Raw genomic sequence first — 24,706 nt, forward strand, 5'->3', positions numbered from 1 at the left:
GTAGCGTCGGGGCATGGTCGACGAGGTACTTGCGAAGTCGTTCGAGCGCATCGGTGCGGACTACGATCGCTACCGGCCCGGGTTTCCCGCGGCGGCGGCCGATCTGATCCTGCCCGAGCGTGTGCGTGCAGCACTCGATCTCGGAGCCGGCACCGGGAAGTTCACGGAGCTGCTCCCGGAGCGGGCCGAACAGGTCGTCGCGGTCGAACCCTCGTCGGCGATGCTGGACGTCCTGAAGGCCAAGCTGCCGGGCGTGGAGGCTATGCAGGGGAGTGCCGAGCTGATTCCGGCGGCGGACGGATCCGTCGATGTCGTCACCGTCGCCCAGGCCTTCCACTGGTTCGACCGGGACCCCGCGTGCGCGGAGATCGCGAGAGTGCTCGCACCCGGCGGGACTCTCGGCCTGATCTGGAACCACTCCGACCCTGCGAGCACCTGGGACAGGGCAGCTCATCGCATCGCTCATCCCGCGGTGGCGGACGAGGACGGCACGACGAGCTCAGCAGCCGCGGTGCTGCCCGGTTTCGAGCACGTCCGGAACGAGCAGATCCACTGGGCGGAGCGAATCCGTCGGGAGGACTACCTCAAGCGATGGTCGACGGTGAGCAGCTTCCTGGTCGCTGATGACGACGAACGTGCGCGGATGTTCACTGCCATCGAGACCGTCCTGGACGCCGATCCCGACACCCGTGGGCGTGACGAGTTCGACCTGCCCATCGTGACGGACGTGTTCGTCTACAGACGCGACTGACCCGAGTCGACGGCTCAGTCGACGCCGAGGAACGTCCGATCGGTGAGGATGATGGGTCCGTCGTCGGTCACAGCGACCGTGTGCTCGGAGTGTGCGCCCCTCGATCCGTCGACACTGCGCAGCGTCCAGCCGTCAGGGTCTGTGACGAGCTCGTCGGTGGTCTCGAGCAGCCACGGCTCGAGCGCGAAGACGAGACCCTCGCGCAGCGGGAAGCCACGACCGGCTCGTCCGTCGTTGGGGACGTGGGGGTCGCCATGCATGATCCGGCCGACACCGTGGCCGCCGAAGTCGGTGTTGATCGAGTATCCCTCGCCGTGTGACACTGCCGCGATGGCCGCGGAGATGTCGCCGATCCGGTTGCCGACGACGGCGGCCGCGATAGCCGCGTCGAGCGCTCGCTCGGTCGTCTCGATGATGCGGAGGTCTTCGTCGCGCGGTGTTCCGACGACGAACGAGACGGCGGAGTCGGCGACCCAGCCGTCCACCGACACGGCGAAGTCGAGGGAGACCAGATCTCCGTCGCGGAGCGTGTAGTCGTGGGGGAGGCCGTGCAGCACAGCGTCATTGATCGACGTGCAGATCACCTTGCCGAAGGGGCTGGCGCCGAACGAGGGGTGGTAGTCGATGTAGCAGGACTCGGCTCCGGCCTTCCGGATCATCTCGTGCGCGCGGCGATCGATCGACAGCAGGTTGGTGCCGACCTTCGTCTCGTCGCGCAGCGTCGCCAGGGTCTCGGCCACGAAGCGACCGGCGGCGCGCATCTCGTCGATCTCGGCAGGGGTGCGCAGTTCGATCATCGGGTGTCCTCTCGTCGCTTCCATTCTCGCCGATGAGCGCGCCTCCGGACGCCCGCGCGCTCACAGCGAACACCACGACAACGACCGACGCCGCGTCGTACGATCTGTGACATGTGGTTGCGTCAGGCGTTCTTCCGGTGGCTCGTTCCGGCTGCGTTCCTGCTGCCGCTCTGGCTTCTCGTCGGCTGGGGAGTGTTCCAGGGCGGCTGGGCGATTCTCTGGGTTCTGTTCATCGCCATACCCTCGGTGTTCGTGGGGCAGCTCCTGCTCACGCTCCTCACGCGGTCTCGTCCGTCGGTGCGCGCCGATCGAGCCGTGTCCTGGTGGGACGTCGGCGGGTTCACCCTCTGGCACGGTCTGACGATCGCCGTCGGATGCTTCATCGACGGCGCGTTCGGATGGCTTCTCACAGCCGCGATCGTCGTCGGCATAGGACTGGTCTGGCTACAGCTCTGGCAGCTGTGGAGCGAGGCGAAGGGGAGTGGTGCGCGCTTCCGCGAGACCATCGCGTGGTCGACCGTCCCCGGCGTCGACGAGCCGGCGCCCGCGACCCGCGCACACGAGGTCATCGTCATCCGCGAGCACGACGCCAGGGAGTGATGTCGGCCCGACCGACGTTTTGGCCATGTGCGGCATCCGTGGCAGAATAGGTGGTTGTGCCGTGACCGGTTCTGCCTCAGGGGAACCCGCGGATGCTTCGGCGCCGTTCAGCACACACCCATTCTTGTTCCTTCCAGCATCATGCATCCGACCTGAGGCGAGTGCAGAGAGAGACGATCATGCAGATCCTCGACGCCGTCGACGCAGCTTCGCTGCGTTCCGACGTTCCCGTCTTCAACCCCGGTGACACGGTCAACGTACACGTGAACATCACCGAGGGCACCCGCTCGCGTATCCAGGTCTTCAAGGGCGTCGTCATCGGCCGCCAGGGCGACGGCGTGCGCGAGACCTTCACCGTTCGCAAGATCAGCTTCCAGGTGGGCGTCGAGCGTACCTTCCCGGTTCACTCCCCGGTGATCGACCACATCGAGGTCGTCACCCGCGGTGACGTGCGTCGCGCGAAGCTCTACTACCTCCGCCAGCTGCGGGGCAAGAAGGCGAAGATCAAGGAGAAGCGCGACAACTGACGCGCAGGTTCTCCACAGCACCCCGGGACACGATGTCTCGGGGTGCTGTGTTTTCCCCGGCGTGTGCGACCCTAGATGGTGCCGTCTCAGAACGGTGCGAGACTGTGAAGGAACCTTGATGACGACCGATTCCGCGCCTGCGTCCACGCCCCCGATCAAACGGCGTCGCGGGCTCGTCGTGTTCCTGCGGGACGTCCTCGTGATCATCGTCATCGCTGCGCTCGTCTCCTTCGTGGTCAAGACGTTCGTGGTGCGCTCGTTCTACATCCCCTCGGCGTCGATGGAGCGCACGCTCATCGTCAAGGACCGCATCCTCGTCGACGAACTCACGCCGCGGTGGACGGGATACGAGCGGGGTGATGTCGTCGTCTTCAAGGATCCGGGCGGTTGGCTCGACCCGCAGCCGCAGACACCTGCGCAGCCGCCGCTCATCCAGGCGTTCGATTGGGTCCTCAATGTCGTCGGCATCTCTGCGACGGACTCGCAGGATCACCTCGTGAAGCGTGTGATCGGGCTTCCCGGCGATCATGTCGTCTGCTGCAATGCACTCGGTCAGATCACCATCAACGGGGCACCGATCGACGAACTCAACTACCTCAATCTTCCCGACGGAGACACGGCGGCGTCGAACGAGCCGTTCGACGTCGTGGTACCCGAGGATTCGCTCTGGCTGCTCGGCGACAATCGTGATCGTTCGCGTGACTCGCGGGCGCACCAGGACCTTCCGAGCGGAGGGTTCGTGCCGCTCGAGAATCTGGTCGGCAAGGCGTTCCTCACCACCTGGCCGCTGGATCGCATCGGCACCATCGACGGTCATCACGACAGCTTCAACGGGGTTCCGGACTCGGAATGACCGTCGTCGCCCCCACGCTCAGCCTCGAGCGTCGGCTCTTGAAGGAGTGCGATCTCCTCATCTCCCTCGATGAGGTCGGCCGCGGTGCGCTGGCCGGTCCCGTGGCTGTCGGAGCCGCCGCGATGGATGCCGCCGGAGCGCGCCGCCGTGTGCCTGACGGCCTCAGAGACTCGAAGCTGGTGACGGAGAGACGACGCCCCGAGGTCGCTGCGAGAGCGGCCGCCTGGGTGCCGGCGTCCGCCGTCGGGTGGGCGAGCTCGGCCGAGGTCGACGAAGTCGGGATCATGCGTGCACTGGGGCTCGCCGCGTCCCGCGCGGTGCAGGCCATCGTCGACCAGGGCGTCGCGATCGACAATGCGCTCGTGCTCCTGGACGGCAACCACGACTACGTCTCGGCCGTGCACCCGGTGCCGCTTCGTGTTCGTCCGGTGATCAAGGCCGACAGGGACTGTGCGTCGGTCTCTGCGGCCTCGGTGATCGCGAAGGTCGCGCGCGACACGTACATGGCGGAACTCCACGTGGGGCACCCGGCCTATCAGTGGGACAGGAACAAGGGCTACGCGAGCCTAGAGCACCGGGATGCGATCCGGGCACTCGGTCTCTCGCCGCATCATCGCTCCTCCTGGGCGATCGCCGATGCCCCGACCCTGTTCTGACGCTCCGTGCGGCATTGACGTGTCGCCGACTCTAGGATGGAGTCATCATGGATGAGGAAGCCTTCGACGACTACGACCGCGAGCTCGAGCTCGCGTTGTTCCGCGAGTACCGCGACGTCGTCGCTCAGTTCCAGTACGTGGTCGAGACGGAACGACGGTTCTACCTGGCCAACGAGGTCAACGTCGTGCGTCGCGACACCGAGCACGACTTCTACTTCGAGATCTCGATGACGGACGTGTGGGTGTGGGACATCTACCGCGCCGACCGCTTCGTGAAGGCCGTGCGCGTGCTCACCTTCAAGGACGTCAACGTCGAAGAGCTCCAGCGCCGAGAGTTCGAGCTGCCACAGGAGCTGTCGCTCGACGGAGAGTGACCGCTCCTGCACACCCGGTGTTTCTGACGGGTTGTCCCCGCCCGTCGGGGATGCGGAGGATTCACGACGACGACGGTCGCATCCGGTCGACAGGCTGTCGACATGGCAGCGAAAGACGATCTCGGCAGAGCCGGTGAAGAGCAGGCGGTTCGGTACCTGACGAACCTCGGGTATGCAGTTCTCGACCGCAACTGGCGGTGCACTCAGGGCGAGATCGACATCGTCGCGGCTCACGGATCGCACATCGCGGTGATCGAGGTGAAGACCCGACGGAGCGAGTCCTACGGGCACCCGTTCGAAGCTGTGGATACCCGCAAGCTGCGCCGCCTGTGGCAGCTTGCCCACGCATGGGCCGCCGATCACCCTCAGCTCATGCGCGGGATGACGATCCGGATCGATGCGGTCGGGATCATCGGTCCGGACCCGGCGAAGGGCACGCTCGAGCATCTGGTGGGGCTGTCGTGACGACGGCGCGCACGTGGGCGGTCGCGCTGACCGGCGTCGACGGACACCTGGTCGAGGTCGAGGCCGACCTGTCGAACCAGACTCCCGACTTCAAGATCATCGGGTTGCCCGACAAGTCGCTGGCAGAAGCCGTTCAGCGGGTGCACAACGCCTGCAAGAACAGTTCGCTCGATCTCCCGCGTCGCCGTCTCACTGTCAACCTCTCACCGGCGAGCCTCCCCAAGCAGGGCTCCGGATTCGATCTGAGCATCGCCGTGGCGTCGCTGGCCGCCGGAGGCGCACTCTCGCAGCGCTCGGTCGCGCGCACCGTGCACCTCGGCGAACTGGGGCTCGACGGAAGGCTCCGTCCCGTTCCTGGAGTCCTGCCGGCCGTGTTCGCGGCGGCACGGGCGGGATTCGAGACCGTGATCGTTCCCTCGGGCAACGAAGCCGAGGCCCGGCTCGTCCCCGACATCGAGGTGCGCCCGGCCGCGACGCTCTCTCAGGTGGCTGTCTGGCACGGCGCTGACGTCGAAGTGATGGAGTCGGACCCTGTCATGCTGGCCGGTCCGCTGTCTGAGCCGATCGACGAGCTGGACCTCGCCGACGTCGCGGGCCAGGAGGACGCGGTCGAGGCATTGATCGTCGCGGCTGCCGGCGGCCACCACCTTCTCCTCAGCGGTCCGCCGGGAGCAGGCAAGACGATGCTCGCGCGGCGCCTGCCCGGCATCCTGCCGCGCCTCACCGAGGATGAGGCGCTGGAGGTCGCGTCGATCCGTTCCCTCGCCGGTGAGGCGGTGCGACGCCTCGATTCGACGCCGCCGCTCGAATCGCCGCACCACAGTGCGTCGGTCGCGGCGCTCGTCGGTGGGGGATCACGGGTGGTCCGTCCCGGAGCCATCTCACGGGCGCACCGCGGTGTGCTGTTTCTCGACGAGGCCGCGGAGTTCTCGCGCGTCGCGCTGGACGCCCTGCGGCAGCCGCTCGAATCGGGATCGATCGAGGTGATCCGCTCCGGCCTCACCGCTCTGTTCCCCGCCAGATTCCAGCTCATCATGGCGATGAATCCCTGCCCGTGCGGCAACTACGGAGCGCGGGGCTCGGAGTGCGTGTGCCCGTCGATCGCGATCCGTCGGTACGCGACGCGGCTCTCCGGTCCGCTGCGCGACAGGGTCGACATCGAACTGCACGTCGCTCGGGTCTCCGCAGTACGTGCGATGAGCGCGGATCGTTCCGCGATGACGAGTGAGCGCGCCCGCGCTCGCGTGGTCGAGGCTCGAGAGCGCGCGTGCGCCCGCTGGCAGGGCACGCCATGGCGGCGGAACGCCGAGGTCCCGGGTGCGCGACTGCGCCAGCCCGACCTGCGGGTGGCCGCGGACGCGCGAGCGCCCCTCGACCGCGCCCTCGAACGCGGTGCGCTCACGCTTCGCGGCTACGACCGGGTGCTGAGGCTGGCCTGGACCATGGCGGATCTGGGAGGGGCTGACCGGCCCGGGCGCGACGAGGTCGGTCGCGCGCTGTTTCTGAAGAGGGGATACACGTCATGATCGAATCGCTCGTGGAGGATCCCGAGGTGCGAATCGCGCTCGAGCGGCTCCGAGCTCACGGTGATCCCGAAGAGGCGCTCGCACGGGTCGCCTGGTCGGTTCTCGCCGAGCCGGGTGACGGCGTCGCCGGGGCATTGATCGCGGAGATGGGCGCGCGGGACGCGCTGGACCTCGCGGTGGGAGCGGGAAGCCGGGTTCGGCCCGGGACCAGGGGGAGAACACTCCTGGAGGGGCAGGCGCGGTGGAAGCCACGTGCAGATCCGCGGGCGGTCGCGGATGCGATGAGCGGTGCGGGGGATGTCGATGCGCGTCTCATTCTCCCGGGCGACCCGATGTGGCCGGTCACGCTCGACGACCTCGGCGTGCATGCGCCGACCGTGCTGTGGGTGCGAGGCGATCCGGAGATCCTGTGCGCGGAGCCGCGGGTCGCCATTGTGGGCGCACGTGCGGCCAGCGCCTACGGCGAGATGCTCGCCGGCGATTTCGCGGGTGAGCTGGCAGCGGGCGGTGCGGTCGTCGTGTCGGGCGGTGCATACGGCATCGACGGTGCGGCTCACCGAGCAGCACTCGGGGTCGAGGGCAGGACGGTCGCGTTCCTGGCCGGCGGGGTGGATCGCGCCTATCCGCAGGGGCATCAGCAGCTCCTGCGCCGTATCGTCGAAACGGGCGCTGTGGTGAGTGAGGTGCCCTGCGGCACGGCGCCCACCAAGTGGCGCTTCCTGTCACGGAACAGGCTCATCGCGGCGGTGAGTCATGCGACCGTCGTCGTCGAGGCAGGGTGGCGCAGCGGTTCGCTGAACACCGCCGGTCACGCGGCAGCGCTGGGGCGCCCTCTCGGCGCGGTGCCGGGGCCGGTCACGTCAGCGGCATCCGCCGGATGTCATCGACTTCTGCGTGAGTACGACGCGCGGTGCGTGACGACCCCTGCGGAGATCCGGGAGCTCTGGGGAGGCCGGACGGATGCTCCCGAGGTGGCGATGCGATCCGACCCCGATCAGGTGCGCCTCCTCGATGCGATCACCGGCCGCTCGGCGCTGACTGTGCGCGAGATCTGTCGCCGTTCGGGGGTCGCTCCAGAGAAGGTGAGCGCGATGCTCGGTGTTCTCGAGCTGGACGGCATGGTCAAGCGCGTCGAGGGCGGCTGGCAGAGGGCAGGCGGAGTCGGGCGGCGCGGCTGACGCGATGCCGGAGCCCGCTCCTGCAAGCTTGCTCCATGGAGTTCGCGGCCGCGGCACAGGCCTTCACCGATCACCTCGAGAAGGTGCGGAGGCTGTCGCCGGCGACGGTTCGGGCCTATCGATCAGACCTACGCGATCTGGCGCAGACAGTCGGGGAGCTCGGTGTGGAAGAGGTGTCGCTCGAGACGCTACGCGATTGGCTCTGGCGGGCGACGCAGCGCGGTGACGCGCGCTCGACTCTCGCGAGGCGCGCTGCGGCGGCGCGCTCGTTCTTCAGCTGGGCTCAGGAAGAGGAGATCATCGCGCACGATCCGAGCCTGCGCCTCGTTGCGCCGAAGCGCGGACGTACGCTGCCGACGATCGCCTCTCAGGACGCGATGACGGCGCTCCTCGATGCACAGCGATCTGCCGCGGCGACGGGGGAGCCTGACGCACTGCGAGACCATGCCGTCCTCGAGTTGCTCTACGGGGCCGGCATCCGCGTCTCCGAGCTCTGCGGACTCGATGTCGATGATCTCGATCTCACCCGCGGAACAGCCCGCGTGCTCGGCAAGGGATCGAAAGAGCGGGTGGTCCCGTTCGGGGTGCCGGCGCGCGACGCCGTCGGCGCGTACCTCACCCGAGGTCGCCCCGTGCACATGGCCCGTGGGTCTCGTCCGTCTCCCGCGCTTCTCCTCGGCGCACGGGGAGGGAGGATCGGTCCCCGTGCCGTGTACTCCCTCGTCGCACGCGTGCTCGCACCGTTCGTCGGTGCCGACACCGTCGGTCCGCATGCCCTCAGGCACACGGCGGCTACCCACCTCCTCGACGGTGGAGCCGACCTGCGGGCGGTGCAGGAGATCCTGGGGCACGCGAGTCTCGGCACGACACAGATCTACACTCATGTCTCGGCTGAACGGCTGACTGCGACATACCGGCTGGCGCATCCACGGGCGTGACACGCCTGCAGTGCCGAGCGTCACAATGGATCGCAGCAGGGGAGGAGCACTGCCCGGGGCACCTCTCCGAACAGCGTCATCGGGTTGATGTACTCCCCGCCGAGACGTACGCCGAGGTGCAGGGTCCCTGACTCCGCGTGCCCGCCGGCGGCCACGGTGCCGATCGTCTCTCCCGCTGACACGACGTCTCCGGGGGAGAGGTCCGAGGTCAACGGCTCGAAAGTCGACACGTATCCTCCGGCGTGCTCGATCGTGAGAAGCGGTCGGTCGACGACGGTTCCCCGGAACGCGACGATGCCATCAGCAGGCGCGCGAACGGCCCGCCCCTGGCTCGTCACGATGTCGATGCCCCGGTGCCCTGATCCGTACTCGTGAGCGGGTGCGCGAAACGGATTGGCGACCGAACGCGCGCCGTCGATCGGCCATACCCACGTCGCCGCGATCGTTGTGTGCGGAGGTGCGGCGGCGGGGGCCGACGCATCCGCCCGGATCTCGGGTCCGATCGGCAGTGCGCAGAGCAGCAGAAGTGCGAGGAAGGGGAGAGGACGCGCGTGCATCGGATCATGATCGGCGGTGGCAGCCCCGCTGCGCTCGGTCCGGCTCCGACCATCGCCCTGGATGTGCGGAATCCCCGGACCCACTGCTCAGTGCAGGGTGAGTGACGCCGCAGCATCCTGTATGCTGAAGGAGCACCTCGATCTCGGGGTGACTACGCGTGCCCAGAGCGACTTCAGTCGTGGCATCCACTCCCACAGGTCCTGTTACCGAACAGGTGGGTGTGCGCCGGGCACCAGGGAGTTCGATCGTCCGATCGACTCGACAACCTCAATGGCGCAGAATCGCGCCGGAACCAGGAGACGACCATGGCTGTGGTCACCATCCGCCAGCTGCTCGACAGCGGCGTGCACTTCGGACACCAGACCCGTCGGTGGAACCCGAAGGTCAAGCGCTTCATCCTCACCGAGCGCAGCGGCATCCACATCATCGACCTCCAGCAGTCGCTCGGCTACATCGACAAGGCCTACGACTTCGTCAAGGAGACCGTCGCCCACGGCGGCACGATCCTCTTCGTCGGTACGAAGAAGCAGGCGCAGGAGATCCTCGCCGAGCAGGCGACCCGCGTGGGTCAGCCCTTCGTCAACCAGCGTTGGCTCGGTGGACTCCTCACCAACTTCCAGACGATCTCCAAGCGTCTCGCACGCATGAAGGAGCTCGAGGAGCTCGACTACGAGACCCCGGCGAACAGCGGTTTCACGAAGAAGGAGCTGCTGCTCAAGAAGCGCGAGCTCGACAAGCTGCACAAGTCGCTCGGTGGTATCCGCAACCTCACCAAGACGCCGTCCGCCATCTGGGTCGTGGACGCCAAGCGTGAGCACCTCGCCATCGACGAGGCCAAGAAGCTCGGCATCCCCGTGATCGGAATCCTCGACACGAACGCCGACCCGGACGACTTCCAGTACCCGATCCCCGGTAACGACGACGCGATCCGCTCGGTCTCGCTGCTCACCCGCATCATCGCGGACGCCGCAGCAGAGGGCCTCCAGCAGAAGCACAACCCCGAGACGGGCGACGCCGAGCCGCTGGCCGACTGGGAGAAGGAACTCCTCGAGACGCCGGCTGACGCCGCTGCCGAGGCTCCGGCCGCAGACGCTGCCACCGAGGCTCCGGCCGAGGATGCAGCTGCTGAGGACGCAGCCGTCGAGGCTCCGGCCGCAGACGCCGAGGCCACCGAGGCTCCCGCAGCAGAGGCCGCAGAGGCCCCCGCTGAGGCAGACGCCAAGTAATTCCGCGACCACCACACACATCACGAAGCAAGGAGCCACCACACATGGCCAACTTCACCATCGCCGACCTCAAGGCGCTGCGTGAGCAGCTCGGCACGGGAATGGTCGACACCAAGAAGGCGCTCGAGGAGGCTGACGGAGACGTCGAGAAGGCCACCGAGATCCTGCGCCTGAAGGGTGCCAAGGGCAACGCGAAGCGTGCTGACCGTTCCACCAGCGAGGGCCTCATCGTCGCTCGGGAGCAGGACGGCGCAGTGACGCTGATCGAGCTCGCCTGCGAGACGGACTTCGTCGCGAAGAACGAGCGCTTCATCGCGCTGGCCGACAAGGTCGCCGACGCTGTCGCAGCGGTCAAGGCCGACTCGGTCGAGTCCGGTCTCGCCGCGCAGGCGGGCGACAAGAGCGTCGAGCAGGTCATCTCGGAAGAGGCTGCGATCATCGGCGAGAAGGTCGAACTGCGTCGCGTGCGCACGGTCTCGGGCGACAAGGTCGAGGTCTACCTGCACCGCACGAGCAAGGACCTGCCGCCGCAGATCGGTGTCGTCGTCGCCTACTCGGGTGACGACGCCGAGACCGCTCGCAGCATCGCGCAGCACATCTCGTTCGCGAACCCGTCGTACCTCTCCCGCGAGGACGTTCCGTCCGACGCCGTGGAGAAGGAGCGCGAGATCGTCACCGAGATCTCCCGCAACGAGGGCAAGCCGGAAGCGGCTCTGCCCAAGATCGTCGAGGGCCGTGTCTCCGCGTTCATCAAGCAGGTCGCCCTGCTCGAGCAGGACTACGCGAAGGACAACAAGCTCTCTGTCGCCCAGGTGGCGAAGGACGCCGGTATCACCGTGACGGACTTCGCGCGCTTCAAGGTCGGCGCGTAACATCGTCGAAGGGGTTCGGATCAACGCGATCCGGACCCCTTCTTCATGCCCAGAAGGCACTATCTTGAATCGGGACGAGAGGATCACCCCCATGACCGACCGCACAGGACGCCGCCGCGTTCTTCTCAAGCTCTCCGGTGAGGCGTTCGGCGCCGGCCAGCTCGGAGTCAACCCCGACGTCGTCAGCCAGATCGCGCGCGACATCGCCGCAGCGGTCGACCGCGTCGAGATCGCCATCGTCGTCGGCGGAGGGAACTTCTTCCGCGGAGCCGAACTCAGCCAGCGCGGTATGGATCGTGGTCGCGCCGACTACATGGGCATGCTCGGAACGGTGATGAACGCTCTCGCCCTTCAGGACTTCCTCGAGCAGGCGGGCGCACCCACGCGCGTGCAGTCCGCCATCTCCATGACCCAGGTCGCCGAGCCTTACATCCCCCTGCGTGCGGAGCGTCACATGGAGAAGGGTCGGGTGGTCATCTTCGGTGCCGGCGCCGGCCTGCCGTACTTCTCGACCGATACGGTCGCCGCGCAGCGGGCTCTCGAGATCGGCGCGGAGGAGGTCCTCGTCGCCAAGAACGGTGTCGATGCGATCTACACCGCCGACCCGAACAAGCACGCGGACGCCGAGCGCATCGAGCGCGTCACGTATCGCGACGCCCTCCAGCGTGGCCTCAAGGTCGTCGACTCGACCGCGTTCAGCCTGTGCATGGACAACAACATGGACATGCGCGTCTTCGGCATGGAGCCGGCGGGCAACGTCACGCGTGCTCTCCTCGGTGAGCACATCGGAACTCTGGTCACGGCCTGAGCGCCTGCCGGTGCTCGAGGGCCCGGCCCGATAGAATTTCAGAACACCCCGACGATAGGAGTCACCGTGATCGCGGATGTCCTCGCTGAAACCACCTCCCGTATGGCACGAGCCGTCGAGGCTGCCAAGGAGGACTTCTCCACGGTGCGCACCGGCCGCGCCAACCCGCAGCTCTTCCAGAAGGTTCTGGTCGACTACTACGGAACGCCGACTCCGCTCGCCCAGCTCGCTTCGCTGGCGAACCAGGAAGCACGCACTCTCATCATCACGCCGTACGACAAGTCGGCGCTGAAGGGCATCGAACAGGCCATTCGCGACATGCCGAATCTCGGAGCGAACCCCACCAACGACGGCAACCTCGTGCGGGTGACGATGCCCGAGCTGACGGCCGAGCGCCGCAAGGAGTACGTCAAGCTCGTCAAGACCAAGGCCGAGGACGCCAAGGTCCATGTCCGTGGAATCCGCCGCAAGGGCAAGGACGAGCTCGACGCCCTGAAGAGCGAACTCGGTGAAGACGAGATCGCCAGGGGAGAGAAGGAACTCGACGCCCTCACGCGCCAGCACGTCGACCTCATCGACGACGCACTTAAGCGCAAAGAGGCTGAACTCCTCGAGGTGTAGGCGGCATGTCCGACGAACCCACCGGTGACGGTACCGACAAGCCGCAGACGCGCCGTGAGGCGCGCGACTCGTCGACCTCGACCGGCGGGATACCCCTGGTTGACGGCGCCTTCCCGGCATTCGACACCACGAGCATCCCGCCACGACCTCCGCTTCCCGCAGAGGTGCCCGTGTTCGCGGCATCTCCTCTGGACACCGCTGACCACAACGCGATCCGGGAGCAGTGGCGCGCCGCCCGCGACGAGCTGGGCAACCACGTCTCGCATGCTCGAGGGCAGCTCGACCAGGCCAACGAACGCATCAAGGAGCGCACGGGCCGAGATCTGATCCTCGCAACCCTGATCGGTCTCGCGTTCGGAGCGGCGCTGCTCGCGTCTCTGCTGTTCATCAAGGTGCTGTTCGTGCCGTTCGCGCTGGCCGCAGCCCTTCTCGGCGTGTACGAGCTGTCGCTCGCCCTGCGCGCCTCCGGCCGTCGGATCGACGTGGTGCCGCAGTTCATCGCAGCGACGATGCTGGTGCTCTCCGCGTTCTTCCTCGACCTCTGGCTCGTGTGGGTCGTGCTCTTCCTCGCCGTCGCATTCGTGATCGTGTGGAGACTCGTCGCCCAGATGGTCGCCAAGGACGGCAGGACCTACGGCGATGTGCTCACGGATGCGGTCATCGGTGGCTTCGTCCAGATCTATGTGCCCTTCCTCGCGGCTGTCGCGCTGATCCTGCTCAAGCAGGAGGGCGGTCAGTGGTGGGTCCTGAGCTTCATCGCCATCGCGGTCGTCGCCGACACGGGCGCGTATGCCGCCGGCCTCTCGTTCGGGCGGCATCCGATGGCCCCCAAGATCAGCCCGAAGAAGACCTGGGAAGGTTTCGGCGGAGCTGTGGTGGGTTCGATCGCGGCCGGAGTGCTCCTCGCGATCTTCCTCCTGCATGTGCCGTGGTGGATCGGTGTCATCTTCGGCGTCGCGATCCTGCTCTCCGCCACGCTCGGCGACCTCGGCGAGTCGATGCTCAAGCGCGACCTCGGGATCAAGGACATGAGTTCCTGGCTCCCCGGCCATGGCGGATTGCTCGATCGGCTCGACAGCATCCTGCCGTCGACGATCCCGGCTCTGTGCCTCTACTTCCTCTTCTCCTCCTGGGCGGTGCTGTGATGGTGTCAGATGATGTGCAGGTCTCGGACGACGTCCAGACTCCGGACGAGGCCGAGCAGGCGCCGCCCGCGTTCTCGTTGACAAGCGGTCGCGTCCGCGGCTACCACCGCGCGGCGGTGGACACCTTCCTCGCCGCTGCACGCGCGGCGTTCGAGGGAGATTCGGACGACCTCAGCGCTGCGGAAGTCCGGGTCGCGTCCTTCCCTCTCGTGAAGAACGGGTACGTGGTGTCGGAGGTCGACGCCGCGCTCGGCCGCGTGGAGGACGCATTCGCTGCGCGCGCTCGAGAACGGGCCGTGCGGGCCGAGGGCGCCGGAGCATGGGTGGAACAGGCGCGTGACGATGCTCAGGTCATCCTCGATCACCTGGCTCGTCCGAAGCGTCAGCGATTCGGACGCACCGGCATCCTCTCCTTCGGGTACCGCATCGACGAGGTGGATCACGTGAGCACGCGCATCGCCCGATACCTGCGAGACGGAGAGCCGCTGACCGCCGAGCAGCTTCGTTCTGCGGCGTTCCGGATGCAGCGTGGGGGCTATCGCGAAGAGCAGGTCGATGCCCTCCTCGATGCGACCGTCGACGTGATCCTGGCGGTTCGCTGAGCGTTCCCGTGGCCGTCACAGGCCTCACCGGGTAGACTCCTTGCATCGTGAACTCCCGAAACGACATGACTCCTCATCGAAACGACGTCACCCCTGTGCCTTCGTCGGCGGCTCTGTCGCCGCGCAAGGGCAGCCGTCGCCGTGGCCTCGTGGGGTTCTTCAGCGCACTCGCGGTGGTCGGATTCGCCGCGGCGATGGTGGCTCCCACCGGCGTCGCGCTTGCCGACCCGCCGGCTGAAGCAGCGCCGGAATCCGCGTACTCCGCTGCCCTCGGTGAGACGCAGAATCTGACGGTGACCGTCGAGGGCGCGGCGATCGCGCCTGTCCAGCGCGGAACGTTCTCCGTATACGTCACCCCGAAGCCGACTCCGAAGCCCACCCCCAAGGTGGCGTCGTCCGATTCCTCGAAGTCGTCCAACTCCGGAGGCGGACCGCTCTTCTACACCGGTGGTGGAGCTCCTGCGCAGTGGATGGCTGCGGCGGGTATCGCAGAGTCCGACTGGGGCTACGTCGACTACATCGTCTCGCGCGAGAGCGGATGGAACCCGAACGCGACGAACTCCTCGTCGGGTGCCTGCGGCCTCGTACAGGCTCTGCCCTGCAGCAAGGTCCCCGGCAACGGCTACGACCCCGTCGACAACCTGCGCTGGGCGACCGGATACGCGACGGGTCGTTACGGCAGCTGGGCCGGCGCCCAGGCATTCTGGTCCAACAACCACTGGTGGTGAGCAGGCTTCATGGCCCGCTCCCGCAAGCGCCGTCCGACGCGCCCTGAGACCGAGGATTCGCTCGATCGACTCCTGGCCTCATGGAAGCGCACGGAATCCCGGCGCGGCATCGAGTGGACAGTCCAGCCCATCTCGGCTGTTCAGGCGCAGAAGGACTACATCTGCCCGGGTTGCGGACGCGACGTCGCGACTGGCACGGCCCACCTCGTGGTCTGGCGCGCCGACGGCGTGCTGGGAGACGCGGCCGACCTCGCAGCCCGGCGGCACTGGCACACACACTGTTGGAGGATTGCGTGAGCATCGAGATCCGTGGCCCTATCGAACTTCCCGCGCTGCGCGAGGACATCGTGTTGGAGACGGCGGACGAGCTGACGCTCGTCGGGGAGCTTGCGCTGCCTGAATCGGCGCCACCGGTCGCCACGCTCGTCACGCTGCATCCGTTGCCGACCGCGGGCGGGTTCATGGACTCGCACATCATCCGCAAGGCGGCCGCACGTCTGCCGGCCCTGGCGGACCTCGCCGTCCTTCGGTTCAACACGCGGGGTACGACCTCGCCTCGCGGGACGAGCGACGGCGCATTCGACGGGGGAGCGGCGGAGCAGTTCGACGTCGCGGCGGCGATGGAATTCGTCCGCGAGCGTGGTCTTCCCCGCCCCTGGCTTCTCGGATGGTCGTTCGGCACGGAGCTCGCGCTGAAATACGGGCGGGAGCATGACGTCGAAGGCATCATCCTGCTCTCTCCGCCCCTGCATCGGGCCACCGACGAAGAGGTGGCTGCCTGGGCCGGAGCCGACGTCGAGGTGGTCATCCTCGTGCCGGAACTCGACGACTACCTGCGTCCGGATGAAGCACGAGAGCGGTTCTCGACGATCCCTCATGCGAATCTGATCGCGGTCGAGGGCGGCAAGCATCTGTGGGTGGGAGAGAGCCAGACTCGACGGGTCCTCACCGAGGTCGTCGCCGCGGTCAATCCGGCCGCGCTTCCGCTTCCGACCGAATGGCCGGTCGCCTAGAGCTCGTTCATCCGCGGGATGAGCACCTGGCGGTAGAGGATCAGGATGCTCGCCGCCACCGGGATGGCGATCAGCGCGCCGAGAAGGCCGAGCAGGCTGCCGCCGGCCAGCGCCGCGACCACGACGACCGCTCCGGGCACCGAGACGGCACGGCTCATGATCCTCGGTGAGATCACGTAGGCCTCGATCTGCATGTAGATCAGGTAGTAGATGGCCGCCGCGATCGCCGTGGCAGGCGAACCCAGTCCAGGTATCAGGCAGACGAGCACGATGATCGTCGATCCGGTCAAGGTGCCGACGAGCGGGATCAGCGAGAAGAAGAACGCCACGACGGCCAGCACCGCGGGGAACGGAGCATCGATGATCGTCAGGAAGATCATGCTCAGGACACCGTTGATGACGCCCTGCGTGACCTGGCCCATGACGTAGTACCCGACGGAGTCGGTGATCTGCTCGGCGAGGTCGATGAACCGTTCGCGCTTCGACGCGGGAGCGAGCTGATAGACGGCACGCTTCAGGGAAGGGGTCGAGGCCGTCAGATAGATCGTCAGGATGAGCACGATGAATGCTCCGAACAGGCCGCTGACCACCGCGCCGCTGGCCGCGAGGACGCTCTGTCCGATCGAGCCGCCGATCTGCGTGAGGTTCGTCTCGAGCCAGGTGGTCACATACGCGAAGACGTCGTCGACCTTGAGATTGGGGAAGGTCTCGACCATCCATTCCCTGAGGTCAGGAAGGAACGTGCCTCGCTGAACGATCGCGGTGATCTGCGCGATCAGCTGGGAGATCTGGTCGACCAGCACGGGGATCACGATCAGGATGATCCCGGCGAAGATCCCGAGGACGCCGAGGATCGTGATCAGGACCGCGAGCCAGCGGGGGAGTCTCTTGCGCTCGAGGAAGGTGACCAGGGGGTCCAGGCCCAGACTCAGGAAGAGAGCGGTGCCGACGTAGAGAAGAACAGTCGAGAGGTTCTCGAGACTTCCGATCAGCAGGATCCCCAACCCGACGCCGAGCGTCGCCACGAGGGCGGTGCGGAACGGGTTGTGGATCTTCATCGGAGCTCCTCGAAACGGCGGATGCTGCAAGGTTATCGAGCGTCCGGTGGCTCGACCCCACGACGTGCCGAGTGATGCCGAGCAACGTGCTCGTGGGCAACGCACAGGTGATTTCGCTAGTCTGAAATGTCGAGTGTTCCGGCTCGGGCGCGTGTCCGGGCCGTGTGAGGAGACTATTCGTGCGTTTCGTATGGGCCGTCGTGGCCCTCGTGCTGGCTGCCGGACTGATCGCTGCGGGCATCGCCCAGCGAACCATCTTCCAGGGTCCGGCGACCCAGAAGGTCTCGGTTTCCGTGGAAGAACCCGCTCCCTATGTGCTCGTGGACGGCGACGTGCTTCGGGAGAACCCGGGTGCGCAGACTCTGCTGGTCAAGGGCGATGGCGACATCTTCGCCGCCTACGGCCGGACGGCTGACATGGAGGCATGGCTCGCCGACGCGACCTACAACCACGTCACCGTCGGCAAGAGCGGCACACTCGATGTCGAACTCGTCGCCGCGGGCGCATCGGAGGACGGGGGCGATGAAACTGCGACACCGGCTCCCACAGAGACGCCTGCCGAGGACGGTGCCGCCGAGCCGACCCCCGGGCGCAATCCCGCCGGTTCCGATCTCTGGCTGAACTCCTTCACCGACACGGATGCGCTGATCGCCGACATGCAGCTCCCCGAAGGAGTGAGCGTGCTCATCGCTCAGGACGGCACCCAGGACGCACCCGATGACATCGTCGTGTCCTGGCCGATCGACAACTCGACCCCGCTCGCAGGTCCGCTGATGGCAGCGGGCGCCGCGGTGCTCCTCGTCGGTCTGATCCTCTACGTTCTGGCCATCCGCCATCAGCGTCGCGGTCGCGGACCCCGGCGCAAGGGGCCAGGACCGTTGCCCGCGACCGAGCCGATAGACGTCGCGCAGCTGCCCCCGGCCGAACGCGCGGCGATCGAGGATTCTTCCGTGCCCGGATCGGACGACGCGGCGGTCTCCGACGGCACCGCAGACCCGAAGACCTCCGACGGGGACGCGCAGAGTCCTGCGGAGTCGGAGAAGACGACGGGCGAGCGCACGTCGGAGCTGCGCGCGGCGACACCGACCCGCAGACGCCGCCTGATCGCCATCCCGGCGATCGCGTTGACCGCACTGCTCGCGAGCGGTTGCTCGGCTGATTCCTGGCCCCAGTTCGGAGAGAGCAGCCCGACTCCCTCGCCGAGCGCGACCGTCATCGCTCCCGACAACCAGAAGCCGCCGGCCGTGACCGAGTCTCAGGCGAAGCGCATCCTCGACGAGGTGTCGTCCACGCTCTCCGAGGCGGATGCCACGATGGACATCGATCTGGCGGGAACGCGCCTCGACGGTCCCGCGCTGACGGCTCGCACGACCGAGTACACGCTGCGCACCGCTCTTCCGGACACGACTCCGCCGGCGGCCATTCCGACCGATGACATCGAGGTCGTGCTCCCTGAAGCCAGCGACCGCTGGCCGCGGACAGTGCTCCTGCTCTCGAAGAGCAAGGGCGACGACACGGTTCCGCCCGTGATCCTCACCATGACGCAGCAGGACCCGTGGTCGAACTACAAGGTCACCAACATGGCCGAGATGTCTGCGGATGCCGTCTTCCCGGATGTGGCGGCCGCATGGCTCGGGACCTCGCTCGTCCCCGACGATTCCGCCTTCCTGAGCATCCCGCCCGGGGAGCTCGCGGAGAAGTTCTCGGATGTCGTCGACGCGGGGGAGAAGAGCGAGTCCTACGGCCTCTTCGACGAGCTGTCGCAGAATCTCGCGACGTCGATCCGTGACAGCCGTCAGGCGGTGGTGCAGAACCTCGCGGACAACGGCGCGGCCAAGACGTCCAAGACGGCGTTCGACATCGCTCCGGCCGACGTGGCACCCGTCTCGTTGACCACGCTCGACAGCGGTGCGATCGTCGCCCTGTCTCTCATCGACACCGAGACCGTGACCCCGACGTCGGCCGATGCGGTCATCCGCTTCGGTGACAACGCGCAGGCGAAGGCTCTCACCGGGGTGACGGAGTCCGCGAAGGGCGTGACGACCAAGTACGAATTCCAGTTGTTCTTCTCCGTCCCCGCACAGGGGTCCACGGAGCAGATCCGGCTCCTGGCCGTGCGCCAGGATCTTCTCTCCGTCGAGGTGATCAAGTGACCGATATCTCTCCCGCCGCGCTCCGTGGAGCCGTCGACCTCTCCAGCCTGCGAAACCGTCCCGCAGCCCCGGCGCAGGCCACGGGCTCCGGCGGCGCTGCTGCAGCAGCCGGGGGCGGCGTGACGGATGTCGTCGTCGATGCGACCGACGAGTCCTTCGGTCAGATCCTCGAACTCTCTCGTACGGTTCCCGTGGTGGTCGACCTGTGGGCCGAGTGGTGCGGACCGTGCAAGCAGCTGAGCCCGATCATCGAGAAGGTGACGCGTGAGCTCGGCGGCAAAGTGCTCCTCGCCAAGGTCGACGTCGATGCCAACCCGCAGCTCGCGCAGGGCTTCCGTGCGCAGTCGATCCCGATGGTCGTCGCTCTCATCGCCGGGCAGCCCGTTCCTATGTTCACCGGAGCGGTCCCCGAGCAGCAGGTTCGAGAGGTCTTCGCGCAGCTGCTCCAGCTCGCCGCTCAGAACGGTGTCACAGGGTCGCTCGACATCGGAGAGGCTCCCGCGGGCGCGGACGAGACCCCCGAAGAGCCGCCGCTGCCCCCGCTGCACGCCGAGGCGTTCGCGGCCATCGAGCTCGGCGATTACGCCGCGGCGATCGTCGCCTACGAGAAGGCACTCGCAGAGAACCCCCGGGATGAGGATGCGATCGCCGGCCTCGGCCAGGTGCGTCTGCTCGACCGTGTGCAGAAGCTCGATCTGCAGGATGCCCGCGCGGCTGCCGCGGCAGGGCCGTTGGACGTGAAGGCTCAGTTCGATGTCGCCGACCTCGACCTCGCCGGCGGACACGTGGACGATGCCTTCGGACGCCTCCTCGACCTTTTCGCTCAGCTGCCGTCAGACCAGCGCACTCCCGTTCGCGAAAGGCTGGTCGAGCTGTTCGGTCTGATCGGCGCGGCCGACCCGCGGGTGATCTCCGCGCGCAACAGGCTCTCGTCCCTGCTGTTCTGACCTCGGTCCGCGGCGACGGTCAGCCGTGGCTGACCGTCGGGACGTGAGGGTCGCTCTGGTGACGGAGCCAGATCGTCGACAGAGCGGGGATCGTCATGGTCGCCGTTGCGACGCCACGGTCGTCGAGGGGAGCCACGACCACCCCCAGATTCCCGGATCCGCGCCCACCGTACTCTGACGCGTCCGTGTTGAGGACCTCTTCCCAGACCCCCGAGCTGGGCAGATCGAGACGGTAGCCGCTTCGTTCCACGCCGGCGAAGTTGCTGATGACGACGAGCCGCCCACCGTGGGCGTCGCGACGTTCGAAGGCGATGACGTTCGGATCCCAGGTCGGTGCGCCGAGGCGCGAGAAGCATGATGCGTCGTTGTCGCGTTCCCAGAGCGGTGCCTGCGCACGGTAGGTGTGGTTGAGCTGACCGACGAAGCCCTGCAGCTGCGCGTGGGACGGCTGTTCGAGCAGCCACCAGTCGAGTTCGCGGGATTCGGACCACTCGGCTATCTGGCCGAACTCCTGGCCCATGAAGAGCAGCTTCTTGCCCGGATGGCCCCACATGTACGCGAGGTAGGCGCGGACGTTCGCGAGCTTGTGCCAGTGATCGCCCGGCATCTTCGTGAGCAGGCTTCCCTTGCCATGCACGACCTCGTCGTGGCTGATCGGAAGGAGATAGTTCTCGCCGAACGCGTAGACGAAGGAGAACGTCATCTCGCCCTCGTGATGGGACCGGTACATGGGGTCTCGCTCGATGTACTGGAGAGAGTCGTTCATCCAACCCATGTTCCATTTGAACCCGAAACCGAGTCCCGCATGATCGGTCGGCGCGGTGACACCGGGGAAACTGGTCGACTCCTCCGCGATCATGAGCACACCGGGGTGCACGCGGTAGGCGGTCGCGTTGACCTCCTGCAGGAACCGGATCGCTTCGAGGTTCTCGCGTCCGCCGTGGATGTTGGGTTCCCACTCGCCGTCGTTCCGCGAATAGTCGAGGTACAGCATCGACGCCACCGCATCGACCCTGAGCCCATCGACATGGAACTCGCTGAGCCAGAAGAGGGCGTTCGCCACGAGGAAGCCCCGTACCTCCGGACGCCCGTAGTCGAAGATGAGCGTGCCCCAGTCCTGGTGTTCGCCTCGCCGGGGGTCCGGGTGCTCGTAGAGCGGCTGGCCGTCGAACCGAGCGAGCGCGAACGCATCCTTCGGGAAATGCCCGGGGACCCAGTCCATGATGACGCCGACGCCCGCCTGGTGCAGGCGGTCGATCAGATAGCGCAGGTCGTCCGGGCTGCCGAACCGGCTGGTCGCCGCGTAGTAGCCGCTCACCTGATAGCCCCACGAGCCTCCGAAAGGATGCTCGGCGAGGGGCATGAACTCGACGTGGGTGAACCCCGCCTCGGTGACGTGAGCGATGAGAGGCTCGGCGGCGTCCCGGTAGCTCAGACCGCCGCGCCACGACCCGAGATGAACCTCGTAGATCGACAACGGCTGTGCGACCGCGTGCGTCGCTGCTCGGCGGGTCATCCATGCGCCGTCCGACCAGGCGTAGGTCGACTGCGTGACCACCGATGCCGTCTCGGGTGGGATCTGCGCCGCCTGGGCCATCGGGTCGGCCTTGAAGATCCACGCTCCGTCGCGCGTCCTGATCTCGAACTTGTAGGTCGAGCCGATCGCGATGTCGGGGATGAAGAGCTCCCAGATGCCGCTCACGCCCATCGATCGCATCGCGTGCGATTCGCCGTTCCACCCGTTGTGGTCGCCGACGACGCGCACAGCGGTCGCATTGGGTGCCCACACCGCGAATGCCACGCCGGTGTCGCCCTCCGCCGTCCGCGGGTGGGCGCCGAGGACCTGCCAGAGACGCTCGTGACGGCCCTCGGCGATCAGGTGAAGATCGATGTCGCCGAGGGTGGGGAGGTGTCGATAGGGGTCGCCGACGGTGCTCTCGTCGTCGTCGCCGTACGCGGTCGCGAGACGATACGGCACCGGAGCGCCGTCGTGCTGGGCTTCCCAGATGCCGTGCGCGACGTGCTCCAGCGCCAACCGCGAGCCGTCTCCGAACACCGCCGCGACCGAGGCGGCGAGGGGGCGTCGAGCTCGGATCACCGTGACCGTGCGGTCACCCGCGTCGGTGGACGGGTGGGCGCCCAGGACAGCGTGCGGATCGTGATGGGTTCCGGCGGCCACCGCGGCCCACTCGGACGACGTCGTCGCATCTTCCACGTAGCTCATGCTCGCTTCCTCACCTTCAGGATGTGCACCGGTTCGGCGAAGGCGTCGAGGCGCACGTAGTTGTGATCGGTCCAGGCCCAGACGGCGCCGGTGAGGAGATCCTCGACCTCGAAAGGCTCGCCGAGAGGCACGCCCCAGATCGTCGTGTCGAGGTGGACCGTGGTCTCGCGCACGGAATGCGGGTCGACGTTCGCCACGACGAGGATCGTGTCCGCATCCCCGGTGCCGGTGAAGTCGGCGTCGAGATGCTTGCTGTAGACCAGCACCGAGTCATCGTCGCTCCAGTGGACCGCGAGGTTGCGGAGCTGGCGGAGCGCCGGATGGGTGCGACGGATCTCGTTCAGACGACGTAGAAGTGGGGCCAGAGAGTCGCCTGCGGCTTCGGCTCCCTCCCAGTCGCGGAGCTTGTACTCGTACTTCTCGTTGTCGATGTTCTCTTCAGACCCCGGGCGTGCCACGTTCTCGAAGAGCTCGTAGCCGGCGTAGACGCCGTAGACGGGTGCCGCCGTCGCGGCGATGCAGGCGCGGATGCGGTAGGCGGCACGCCCGCCGAACTGAAGGTACTCGGTGAGGATGTCGTGCGTGTTGACGAAGAGGTTCGGCCGCATGTAGTCGCTCGTCTCGTGCGACACGCTGCTGAGGAACTCCTCGAGCTCCGACTTGGTGTTCCGCCAGGTGAAGTAGCTGTAGCTCTGCTGGAAGCCCACGGCGGCGAGCGCGCGCATGACGGCGGGTCGGGTGAAGGCTTCGGCGAGGAAGATGACGTCGGGGTCTTCGGCGTTCACCGTGGCGATCAGCCACTCCCAGAACTGCAGCGGCTTGGTGTGCGGGTTGTCGACGCGGAAGATCTTCACGCCTTCGTGCACCCAGTGCTGCACGACCCTCAGCATCTCCTGGTAGATGCCCTCGGGGTCGTTGTCGAAGTTCAGCGGATAGATGTCCTGGTACTTCTTCGGCGGGTTCTCGGCATAGGCGATCGTGCCGTCAGGCAGTGTGGTGAACCACTCGGGGTGCTCGTCGACCCAGGGGTGGTCGGGCGACGCCTGAAGAGCGAGGTCGAGTGCCACCTCCAGGCCCTCAGCCCGCGCAGCCCGCACGAAGGCGCGGAAGTCGGCGGGCTTGCCGAGGTCGGGGTGGATCGCGTCGTGTCCGCCCTCGGCGGCGCCGATCGCGTAGGGGGAGCCGGGGTCGTCGGGCTCGGTGGTCAGCGTGTTGTTGCGGCCCTTGCGGTTCGTGATGCCGATCGGGTGGATGGGCACCAGATAGATCACGTCGAACCCCATCGCCGCGACCGCGGGGAGGCGCTTCGTCGCGGTGCGGAACGTTCCGCTCTTGATCGTGCCGTCCTTCAGCCGCTTCGCCCCCTCGGAGCGGGGGAAGAACTCGTACCAGGCACCGACGCCCGCCGCGGTGCGCTCCACCAGCAGGGTGTGCGTCGCAGACGCGGAGCGGAGGGAGGTCAGCGGCCGCTCGAGGAACACTCGAGCGAGGTCGGCATCGGTCGAGAGAGCGATGGTCGTCGCTCCGTCTCCGGCGAGAAGAGCGGCGGAGTCGGCAGTGAGGCGCTTGCGCTGCGCGAGAGGGCGGTCTTTCTCCGAGGCGGCTCGTGCGAGCAGTTCGGCCCCGAGCGCGGCCATCACGGGCACATCCACGCCGGCCGCCACTTTCAGCTCGGCGGCGTGCGCCCAGGTCGCGAAATCGTCGGAGAACGCTTCGAAGCGGAACGTCCATCGCCCCTGCACGTCGATCGCGATCTCGGCGCTCCACCGATCGGTCCCGTCGAGCAGGGGGGAGAGGCGGTGAAGCGACTCCTCGCCGTCGGGAGAGGTCAACCGCAGCTGCACACCGATGATGTCGTGGCCTTCGCGGAAGGCGACCACCGTGAAGGGCACGATCTCGCCGACGAACGCCTTGGGGGCGAACCCGCCGGGGACGGCGGGCGTCGCGTTCAGCAGCGGAATGCGAGTGGCTGTGAGCGTCTCACCGTCCGACACGGCGCCCAGCGGACGCAGCGGGATCTGAGCGGGACTCCGGAGAGTCTTGGAACGGGTGCTGCTCGTACGTGCGGCCACCCCCCGAATGTACC

26 protein-coding genes are annotated in these 24,706 nt (G+C 67.2%); 21 read left to right on the top strand and 5 right to left on the bottom strand.

Annotation, left to right across the window (positions count from 1 at the left end; genetic code table 11):
• Positions 1–13 precede the first annotated feature (13 nt).
• A complete protein-coding gene (locus tag JOF42_RS10580; protein WP_210097823.1) occupies positions 14–751 on the top strand; it encodes a class I SAM-dependent methyltransferase in 738 nt (245 codons plus the stop codon).
• 14 nt (positions 752–765) lie between these two features.
• Here JOF42_RS10580 and map read toward each other — a convergent pair whose 3' ends face one another.
• Positions 766–1,548, bottom strand: a complete 783-nt coding sequence (gene map / locus JOF42_RS10585; protein ID WP_210097824.1) for a type I methionyl aminopeptidase — start codon at positions 1,546–1,548, stop codon at positions 766–768.
• A 111-nt stretch (positions 1,549–1,659) separates the two neighbouring features.
• Between map and JOF42_RS10590 the strand changes: the two genes are divergently transcribed.
• The 9 genes from JOF42_RS10590 (at position 1,660) to JOF42_RS10630 (ending at position 8,665) form a co-directional block, all read left to right on the top strand.
• A complete protein-coding gene (locus JOF42_RS10590; RefSeq protein WP_210097825.1) occupies positions 1,660–2,148 on the top strand; it encodes an MFS transporter permease in 489 nt (162 codons plus the stop codon).
• A 179-nt stretch (positions 2,149–2,327) separates the two neighbouring features.
• Positions 2,328–2,675, top strand: a complete 348-nt coding sequence (gene rplS / locus JOF42_RS10595; RefSeq protein WP_042542128.1) for a 50S ribosomal protein L19 — start codon at positions 2,328–2,330, stop codon at positions 2,673–2,675.
• 118 nt (positions 2,676–2,793) lie between these two features.
• Positions 2,794–3,528: a signal peptidase I gene (gene lepB, locus JOF42_RS10600; RefSeq protein ID WP_210097826.1), complete on the top strand. Its 735-nt coding sequence runs from the start codon at positions 2,794–2,796 to the stop codon at positions 3,526–3,528.
• Positions 3,525–4,184, top strand: coding sequence for a ribonuclease HII (gene rnhB, locus JOF42_RS10605; RefSeq protein WP_210097827.1), 660 nt, complete (start codon positions 3,525–3,527; stop codon positions 4,182–4,184). Before lepB ends, rnhB begins: the two co-directional genes overlap by 4 nt.
• A gap of 47 nt (positions 4,185–4,231) precedes the next feature.
• Complete coding sequence (locus tag JOF42_RS10610) at positions 4,232–4,558, top strand: DUF2469 family protein (protein ID WP_056509743.1); 327 nt, start codon at positions 4,232–4,234, stop codon at positions 4,556–4,558.
• 102 nt (positions 4,559–4,660) lie between these two features.
• Positions 4,661–5,023 carry a YraN family protein gene (locus tag JOF42_RS10615; protein WP_210097828.1) on the top strand — a complete coding sequence of 121 codons (363 nt, stop codon included), beginning with the start codon at positions 4,661–4,663 and terminating at the stop codon, positions 5,021–5,023.
• Positions 5,020–6,549 carry a YifB family Mg chelatase-like AAA ATPase gene (locus tag JOF42_RS10620; RefSeq protein WP_210097829.1) on the top strand — a complete coding sequence of 510 codons (1,530 nt, stop codon included), beginning with the start codon at positions 5,020–5,022 and terminating at the stop codon, positions 6,547–6,549. The genes JOF42_RS10615 and JOF42_RS10620 overlap by 4 nt, the downstream gene beginning before the upstream one ends.
• Positions 6,546–7,727, top strand: a complete 1,182-nt coding sequence (dprA, locus tag JOF42_RS10625; RefSeq protein ID WP_210097830.1) for a DNA-processing protein DprA — start codon at positions 6,546–6,548, stop codon at positions 7,725–7,727. The genes JOF42_RS10620 and dprA overlap by 4 nt, the downstream gene beginning before the upstream one ends.
• 35 nt (positions 7,728–7,762) lie before the next feature.
• Complete coding sequence (locus JOF42_RS10630; protein ID WP_210097831.1) at positions 7,763–8,665, top strand: tyrosine recombinase XerC; 903 nt, start codon at positions 7,763–7,765, stop codon at positions 8,663–8,665.
• A gap of 20 nt (positions 8,666–8,685) precedes the next feature.
• Here JOF42_RS10630 and JOF42_RS10635 read toward each other — a convergent pair whose 3' ends face one another.
• Positions 8,686–9,222: a murein hydrolase activator EnvC family protein gene (locus JOF42_RS10635; protein WP_210097832.1), complete on the bottom strand. Its 537-nt coding sequence runs from the start codon at positions 9,220–9,222 to the stop codon at positions 8,686–8,688.
• Positions 9,223–9,528: 306 nt separating this feature from the next.
• Between JOF42_RS10635 and rpsB the strand changes: the two genes are divergently transcribed.
• The 9 genes from rpsB to JOF42_RS10675 all read left to right on the top strand — a co-directional run bounded on the left by rpsB (position 9,529) and on the right by JOF42_RS10675 (position 16,238).
• Positions 9,529–10,449 (top strand): 30S ribosomal protein S2, encoded by a 921-nt coding sequence (gene rpsB, locus JOF42_RS10640; protein WP_210097833.1) that lies wholly within the window; start codon positions 9,529–9,531, stop codon positions 10,447–10,449.
• A gap of 44 nt (positions 10,450–10,493) precedes the next feature.
• Positions 10,494–11,321: a translation elongation factor Ts gene (tsf, locus tag JOF42_RS10645; protein ID WP_056307904.1), complete on the top strand. Its 828-nt coding sequence runs from the start codon at positions 10,494–10,496 to the stop codon at positions 11,319–11,321.
• Positions 11,322–11,412: 91 nt separating this feature from the next.
• The gene (pyrH, locus tag JOF42_RS10650; RefSeq protein ID WP_056307902.1) at positions 11,413–12,129 is read left to right on the top strand and encodes a UMP kinase; all 717 of its coding nucleotides are present in this window, start codon (positions 11,413–11,415) and stop codon (positions 12,127–12,129) included.
• Positions 12,130–12,195: 66 nt separating this feature from the next.
• Complete coding sequence (gene frr, locus JOF42_RS10655; protein ID WP_056307900.1) at positions 12,196–12,750, top strand: ribosome recycling factor; 555 nt, start codon at positions 12,196–12,198, stop codon at positions 12,748–12,750.
• Positions 12,751–12,755: 5 nt separating this feature from the next.
• Positions 12,756–13,895 (top strand): phosphatidate cytidylyltransferase, encoded by a 1,140-nt coding sequence (locus tag JOF42_RS10660; RefSeq protein WP_210097834.1) that lies wholly within the window; start codon positions 12,756–12,758, stop codon positions 13,893–13,895.
• On the top strand, positions 13,895–14,497 hold the full coding sequence (locus JOF42_RS10665; RefSeq protein WP_210097835.1) for a DivIVA domain-containing protein: 603 nt from the start codon (positions 13,895–13,897) through the stop codon (positions 14,495–14,497). Before JOF42_RS10660 ends, JOF42_RS10665 begins: the two co-directional genes overlap by 1 nt.
• A gap of 47 nt (positions 14,498–14,544) precedes the next feature.
• The gene (locus tag JOF42_RS10670) at positions 14,545–15,225 is read left to right on the top strand and encodes an aggregation-promoting factor C-terminal-like domain-containing protein (protein ID WP_307803583.1); all 681 of its coding nucleotides are present in this window, start codon (positions 14,545–14,547) and stop codon (positions 15,223–15,225) included.
• A 9-nt stretch (positions 15,226–15,234) separates the two neighbouring features.
• Positions 15,235–15,522: an Rv1322 family protein gene (locus JOF42_RS17940; RefSeq protein ID WP_245340783.1), complete on the top strand. Its 288-nt coding sequence runs from the start codon at positions 15,235–15,237 to the stop codon at positions 15,520–15,522.
• Between the two features lie 2 nt (positions 15,523–15,524).
• Positions 15,525–16,238, top strand: coding sequence for an alpha/beta hydrolase (locus JOF42_RS10675; protein WP_210099167.1), 714 nt, complete (start codon positions 15,525–15,527; stop codon positions 16,236–16,238).
• Here JOF42_RS10675 and JOF42_RS10680 read toward each other — a convergent pair.
• Positions 16,235–17,296, bottom strand: coding sequence for an AI-2E family transporter (locus JOF42_RS10680; protein WP_210097836.1), 1,062 nt, complete (start codon positions 17,294–17,296; stop codon positions 16,235–16,237). The genes JOF42_RS10675 and JOF42_RS10680 overlap by 4 nt on opposite strands.
• 179 nt (positions 17,297–17,475) lie before the next feature.
• Here JOF42_RS10680 and JOF42_RS10685 point away from each other — a divergent pair, with 179 nt between their 5' ends.
• Entirely contained in the window at positions 17,476–19,449 is a 1,974-nt protein-coding gene (locus JOF42_RS10685; RefSeq protein ID WP_210097837.1) for a DUF8094 domain-containing protein, read from the top strand.
• Positions 19,446–20,396: a tetratricopeptide repeat protein gene (locus tag JOF42_RS10690; RefSeq protein WP_210097838.1), complete on the top strand. Its 951-nt coding sequence runs from the start codon at positions 19,446–19,448 to the stop codon at positions 20,394–20,396. The genes JOF42_RS10685 and JOF42_RS10690 overlap by 4 nt, the downstream gene beginning before the upstream one ends.
• Before the next feature lie 19 nt (positions 20,397–20,415).
• Here the strand turns inward: JOF42_RS10690 and glgB are convergent, their stop codons facing one another.
• On the bottom strand, positions 20,416–22,620 hold the full coding sequence (glgB, locus tag JOF42_RS10695) for a 1,4-alpha-glucan branching protein GlgB (RefSeq protein WP_210097839.1): 2,205 nt from the start codon (positions 22,618–22,620) through the stop codon (positions 20,416–20,418).
• The gene (locus tag JOF42_RS10700; protein WP_210097840.1) at positions 22,617–24,692 is read right to left on the bottom strand and encodes an alpha-1,4-glucan--maltose-1-phosphate maltosyltransferase; all 2,076 of its coding nucleotides are present in this window, start codon (positions 24,690–24,692) and stop codon (positions 22,617–22,619) included. The genes glgB and JOF42_RS10700 overlap by 4 nt, the downstream gene beginning before the upstream one ends.
• Between the last annotated feature and the right edge of the window lie 14 nt (positions 24,693–24,706).

This window comes from Microbacterium phyllosphaerae, assembly GCF_017876435.1.
In the GTDB taxonomy this organism is placed as follows: domain Bacteria; phylum Actinomycetota; class Actinomycetes; order Actinomycetales; family Microbacteriaceae; genus Microbacterium; species Microbacterium phyllosphaerae.

Bases quoted from the DNA above. Each gene is read 5' to 3' on its own strand.
- JOF42_RS10635 (WP_210097832.1), bottom strand. From the start codon at position 9,222: ATGCACGCGCGTCCTCTCCCCTTCCTCGCACTTCTGCTGCTCTGCGCA.
- rplS (WP_042542128.1), top strand. From the start codon at position 2,328: ATGCAGATCCTCGACGCCGTCGACGCAGCTTCGCTGCGTTCCGACGTT.
- JOF42_RS10665 (WP_210097835.1), top strand. From the start codon at position 13,895: ATGGTGTCAGATGATGTGCAGGTCTCGGACGACGTCCAGACTCCGGAC.
- glgB (WP_210097839.1), bottom strand. From the start codon at position 22,620: ATGAGCTACGTGGAAGATGCGACGACGTCGTCCGAGTGGGCCGCGGTG.
- JOF42_RS10680 (WP_210097836.1), bottom strand. From the start codon at position 17,296: ATGAAGATCCACAACCCGTTCCGCACCGCCCTCGTGGCGACGCTCGGC.
- JOF42_RS10590 (WP_210097825.1), top strand. From the start codon at position 1,660: ATGTGGTTGCGTCAGGCGTTCTTCCGGTGGCTCGTTCCGGCTGCGTTC.
- JOF42_RS17940 (WP_245340783.1), top strand. From the start codon at position 15,235: ATGGCCCGCTCCCGCAAGCGCCGTCCGACGCGCCCTGAGACCGAGGAT.
- dprA (WP_210097830.1), top strand. From the start codon at position 6,546: ATGATCGAATCGCTCGTGGAGGATCCCGAGGTGCGAATCGCGCTCGAG.
- lepB (WP_210097826.1), top strand. From the start codon at position 2,794: ATGACGACCGATTCCGCGCCTGCGTCCACGCCCCCGATCAAACGGCGT.
- rpsB (WP_210097833.1), top strand. From the start codon at position 9,529: ATGGCTGTGGTCACCATCCGCCAGCTGCTCGACAGCGGCGTGCACTTC.
- map (WP_210097824.1), bottom strand. From the start codon at position 1,548: ATGATCGAACTGCGCACCCCTGCCGAGATCGACGAGATGCGCGCCGCC.
- JOF42_RS10615 (WP_210097828.1), top strand. From the start codon at position 4,661: ATGGCAGCGAAAGACGATCTCGGCAGAGCCGGTGAAGAGCAGGCGGTT.
- tsf (WP_056307904.1), top strand. From the start codon at position 10,494: ATGGCCAACTTCACCATCGCCGACCTCAAGGCGCTGCGTGAGCAGCTC.
- JOF42_RS10630 (WP_210097831.1), top strand. From the start codon at position 7,763: ATGGAGTTCGCGGCCGCGGCACAGGCCTTCACCGATCACCTCGAGAAG.
- JOF42_RS10660 (WP_210097834.1), top strand. From the start codon at position 12,756: ATGTCCGACGAACCCACCGGTGACGGTACCGACAAGCCGCAGACGCGC.
- rnhB (WP_210097827.1), top strand. From the start codon at position 3,525: ATGACCGTCGTCGCCCCCACGCTCAGCCTCGAGCGTCGGCTCTTGAAG.
- pyrH (WP_056307902.1), top strand. From the start codon at position 11,413: ATGACCGACCGCACAGGACGCCGCCGCGTTCTTCTCAAGCTCTCCGGT.
- JOF42_RS10610 (WP_056509743.1), top strand. From the start codon at position 4,232: ATGGATGAGGAAGCCTTCGACGACTACGACCGCGAGCTCGAGCTCGCG.
- JOF42_RS10580 (WP_210097823.1), top strand. From the start codon at position 14: ATGGTCGACGAGGTACTTGCGAAGTCGTTCGAGCGCATCGGTGCGGAC.